Source organism: Duganella sp. Dugasp56, from assembly GCF_047304105.1.
GTDB lineage: Bacteria > Pseudomonadota > Gammaproteobacteria > Burkholderiales > Burkholderiaceae_D > Rugamonas > Rugamonas hordei.
Window position 1 is genome coordinate 1 of the sequence record NZ_JBGLYQ010000098.1, and the last position, 4,829, is coordinate 4,829.

5 protein-coding genes are annotated in these 4,829 nt (G+C 55.2%); all 5 read right to left on the bottom strand.

Annotation, left to right across the window (positions count from 1 at the left end; translation table 11 throughout):
- Positions 1–197, bottom strand: a 197-nt coding sequence (locus tag ACCD07_RS32080; RefSeq protein ID WP_413449671.1) for a hypothetical protein, incomplete at its 3' end; no start/stop codon positions are given.
- Between the two features lie 270 nt (positions 198–467).
- A complete protein-coding gene (locus ACCD07_RS32085; protein WP_413449672.1) occupies positions 468–1,508 on the bottom strand; it encodes an IS3 family transposase in 1,041 nt (346 codons plus the stop codon).
- Positions 1,509–1,950: 442 nt separating this feature from the next.
- Positions 1,951–2,919, bottom strand: a complete 969-nt coding sequence (locus ACCD07_RS32090; protein WP_353405603.1) for a T6SS immunity protein Tli4 family protein — start codon at positions 2,917–2,919, stop codon at positions 1,951–1,953.
- The gene (locus ACCD07_RS32095; RefSeq protein WP_413449673.1) at positions 2,916–4,541 is read right to left on the bottom strand and encodes an esterase/lipase family protein; all 1,626 of its coding nucleotides are present in this window, start codon (positions 4,539–4,541) and stop codon (positions 2,916–2,918) included. The genes ACCD07_RS32090 and ACCD07_RS32095 overlap by 4 nt, the downstream gene beginning before the upstream one ends.
- A 105-nt stretch (positions 4,542–4,646) precedes the next feature.
- Positions 4,647–4,829, bottom strand: a 183-nt coding sequence (locus ACCD07_RS32100; RefSeq protein ID WP_413449674.1) for a hypothetical protein, incomplete at its 5' end; no start/stop codon positions are given.

Sequence of the window (4,829 nt, forward strand, 5' to 3'; positions counted from 1 at the left end):
ACGATGACGTCGCGCGCGCCGGCGTCCTGCACGCCGTCGTCGGCGGCAAACGCTTCGACCAGCAGACCGCCCGCGCCAAGTTCGGCGTTGTCGTCCTGCGCCAGCGTCAGCTCGTACAAACGGGTGGCGCTGGAGAACTGCGCCAGCGCCGCAGTGGCCTGCTCGATCAACGACATCGTCACTATAATGTGCCTCAAAAAAATTCTTTGGCACAAAGTGTATTAAAAAATAAGTTAACGTGTAGCACGAATGCGGATATTAATATTCCGTGATCCTTACTAACTCTGCGCCGCTTTGGCCGTTGGCTCTGAACAGTGCCACCAGGCTCTTGTGGCACACAATGAAACCGTCCAGTGAGCCCCCAAGCTTGAACAGCAGCCGTTGCGGCAACGGGATCGGGTCCAACCGGAGCGTGTCAATGAATTTGAAACACCTGGTTGAATAGGTGAGATTCTAAATCTCGGATTTCAGGCAGCTTTTTTCTCCATGTTCGGCGGGTTGATCCAGGCAGCCGTCGGCAGCGTCTGCGGCTGCGGCATGCGGTGTTTGAAGCGGTTGGGCGTGCGCTGGAAGGCACCAGCCAACGTGGCTTGTCGTTGCTTGCGCACCTCGGCGGCGCGGCCAGTGTGGATGCTCTCAGGCGTCATCATGCCGATGCCGGAATGGCGGTGCTGCTGGTTGTACCAAGTGAAGAACTGCGCGCAGTATGCGCGCGTATCGGCCAGCGAGCCGAAGCGGGCCGGGAAACCCGGCTGGTACTTCAAGGTTTTGAACTGCGCCTCCGAATATGGATTGTCGTCGGAAATGTAAGGCCGGCTGTGTGATTTCACAATGCCCAGATCCGACAGCAAAGTGGCCACCGGCTTGGAGCGCATGCTGCTGCCCCGGTCGGCGTGCAAGGTGAGCGTGCCTGGCGCAATGCATTCCTTGGCGGCGGTATCGGCGATGAGTTGTTCGGCCAGTTCGGCGGTTTCCTGCTCGGCGACCATCCAGCCGACCACGTAGCGGCTGAAGATATCGAGGATGACGTACAGATGAAAACAAGTTCCCCTGACCGGACCTTTTAGTTTGGTGATGTCCCAGCTCCACACTTGGTTGGGCATCACGGCCAGCAATTCCGGCTTGGTGTACTCGGGATGGCGCAGTTGATTGCGCCGCTCGCGCACGGCGGCATAGCCTTGCAGCAGGCGGTACATGGTGCGCACAGAGGCGACGTAACGCCCCTCGTCGAGCAGTTGAGCGTGGATGGCCGCCGGGGCGCAATTGGCGAAGCGCGGGCTGTTGAGCACGTCGAGCGCAATGCGCCGCTCCATCTCCGACAGCGCCAGCGGCGGGCGCCTGCTGGCGACGTCGGTGGACCAGGCCGGCAGCGGACAGACATTGCGCGCGGCGCGGTGGCGATACAGGGCGCTGCGTGGCAGGCGCAAGGCGCGGCAGGCACTGCACTTTCCTGCGCGATGGCAACGTGCTCGCATGCAAACAACAATGCCAACAGCATGGATGTCCATAACCGTTCAAACACTGTCCTACGCATAGTTCACCTCGCGGACACTCACGAATACAGCATTTTTCGCGCAAGTCGTCAACACCAACAGTGCGATAGCGCCGATCGCCGCCAGTCCGACGTAAAAGACACCCACATCGTTAATTCTCGCTCTTTTCATCTCCAGCCTGGAGAACTGCATTTCTCCAGTTCGCCAACTGTTCATTATTCGGGCTACGTCCGACAAGTCCACGTCAAGTAGGCATGTCTCACATGCACGTCTCGCACCAGTCCATTCGCCAAGATCTGCTCCAGTGATACCTGATAGGCCAACAATAACGCCGGGGACACAACGGCATGATCGCGCCAAGGCTCCGACATCCACTCATGCCTCCAGTCAGACAAGCGCAGCATCATCTCTTCAGGCTCAGTGTCGACGACCATTTTCGTACACACTCCTAGTCACATCAACGTGGACGTACTGTTTTGATGACGCTATCCCACAACGCTAACGCTGCCGTCTCATCGCGTGCGCTAGGTCCTGTCACATCCATCTCCATATGAATTCGTGGTGTAGTTGCAGAAGGAACTGGACGCATGGTCTCCAACAGGAAGGAGAGGTCCTGCTCACTACCTTTTTCCCCAGGCCGAATAACGGATGCCCACTCCTGCGCTCGCATGCCCGCAACGTTTTTTTCTCCCTTGCGCAGCACTGATTCTTTAATGCCAAATTTTTTAAACAAAGAATTCGGCCCGCCTAATCGTTGGAGCAATGACTCCTTATCGTCTTTCTCATAAGTATTGACGTCAACGGAGAACACAGTATCGCTTACCTGCGCCGTCGCGAAATGGAATGAAGCGAGCTCTGACCGATATTTGCCCTTGACCGTCACGCCACCAAGACAAAACGACGCTAGGGTCGTGTCTGCTCGTTGGCTCTCCACGTTATGGACAAAGTCAAGCAGCATGGTTTCCGCCTCGGCCACCTGATTCTTGAATGACTTTATCGACGCTACCAGATAAACGTCGTTCAACATCCAGTGCGCCTCGCTCCGATAAGCATCCTCGATGACATGAGTACGAAACATCTTTCCATCTGCCGGCATATCGCTCACTTGGGATAACCTTGAGGTCATGCGGGCATCGTCCGCAAGCTCGGCATGCCGCTCGCCAACCCGACGCTTGAAGCGCTCCGCGGTCATTTGCGGCTCTACCACCAAGTCAATATAGCCGTCCTCTACCTGATTCTGATCAGGTGTGAAAGTCGCGCTCACGCCCGCCTTCAACGCATACATCTCGGGGAGGTCGATCAGACTATGGCCAATACAATTCGTTTTCATTACACTGTTCATTTTAGTGTCGGTGACATGTTCGTTTCTCTTCGCATCGCAGCCAACTACCGCTACGAGAAAAATCAAGCTCAGGATTAATTTCATAGTTTCGCCATAGCGGCTATTTTTGTGATCGCATAGTGTGTCACGCGTTGGGCCGCGGGGTTGTTATAAGAGCCCTCGTGCGCAAAGCCCTCCAGACGAAACTGCTGCCTGACATGCCCGAGACCATCGCGTCTCGGTGCCTTTCCCGAACTCACCGGGACCGTACCATCCCCTTTACCATCCTGCATATCGCTTTTAATTTCCCAGAAGCTGGTATCGTAAGTCACAACGGTGCCGCCTCCGCCAGGGGTATAAACGGTTTCCATCTTGGTTTCTCCCCCTACAAAAATTTTGTTCGCTCCATCTTCCCGCACTGCCTGGTGGGAAAAACCAGCAACCTGCTTCTCGCCAGGCGGCTTTCCGGTCTCCGGACTCAAGCCTTTGCGCATCTGCCACTTGATGCCCTCGAAGCTCGCGTACTTGTCTCCACTCGCGCCATAGTAGACGAACGTTTGAGGGTGGTAACTTTTGGCAAGCTTCGCGTGAAAGGCTTTCGCGATTTTGATGTTAATCGAAAAATCGTTCCAGCTAATCGGTTTCCCTTCCTCCGGAGATAGCCATTCCGGTCGCACCAGTCCCCACCAGCGATCTCGCACCAAATAAATTTCTTCGTACGGGTCTGAAACCGGCAAATTCAGAGTAGCCTTCCCATCGGCATCTGCGACGGATAACCAGCGCGGAGCGTAGCCCTCTGAGGGTAATAACTGCAAGGCGCCAGGCGCCTGTGCGAAAACCGCTGTGACTTCTTGTCCCGTTGCGCCGATGACCATCGCGGCCATCGCATCCTCGTCCTTCATGCCGACCTTACACCGACGATACGCTACTGCAGCGCCGACGGCGGGCATCACTCCATGTACCACGCCAGCAATCTTTTGCTCCATGCCCGGCAGCTGGGCGCAATACCGTGCAACCAACCCTCCCATTGAATGCGTTACTAAAATCACTTGTTGGCACTTGAACGCGCCGCCATTATTCTCAGCGATAATTTGCTCGATTCGCGTTTTCAGAGCGTTGCCCGCCGCCTCGTTGGACTGCAGCCAGTTATAACCGCATGCATAAACCGGAAACCGACACTTCGCTCGCTTCAACAGATCATCTGATAATACCGGCTCGGTAAAATGATGGTCCTCCGCAACACGAGGCAAGCCGCTCATCTCCATCGTAATACCTGGGAATAATTTGGGCTCCGGGGGACGTGTGCCGGGGGCGGGCGTAGCGCTTACTGCGGTATAGAAAAAGTCGCTCCATTTCGCCGGATTAAATCCCTGGCCATTCATTTTTTCTTCCAGCCAAAGCAGGAAATCGTGGTAGCTACCTTGGCTCACTTCCCCCCAACCACGGTTTCGATATATTTGCTGTTGGCCAACAGTCCCTGTGAGTTTTTTCGGCAAATTACCGTCTCGATAAACTTTCGTACGCTCGGGATGTAGAACTTGCTGCCGCTCGCCAGGAGTTTTCCCTCTCCATCTTCTAGCGACGCTAAGCGGAAGGCCCGCAGTCAGATCCAGTAGCCATACCGGGACATCATGCAGATCCGCGAGATTGCTGCCCATTATTCCCGGCACAAATACAATGGGCAGCGCAATCATTGGCGGCACCGTGAGTTTTACGGTATCGAGCAAGCTGGTACTGCTCAATTGCCAATCAAACGTAGGCCGTCCCTCAGTACCGGGGCGAGCCTGCTGACTACGTTCTTTCTCGGGTGGCACAGACGACATTATCAATCCTTATTTCAGCATACCTAAAATTACGATCTGAACATTCTCCGGCCGGAAGCCCTGTTGCAACGGGATTCGACCTTGGCCATCGGTAACGCCTTCAATGCGCGCACCGTCTTCTTTCATGATCGCATACCGCATGTTCTTGATGGGATCGCCTGATGGATCAAGCAATTGGAATTTTTCATCAAA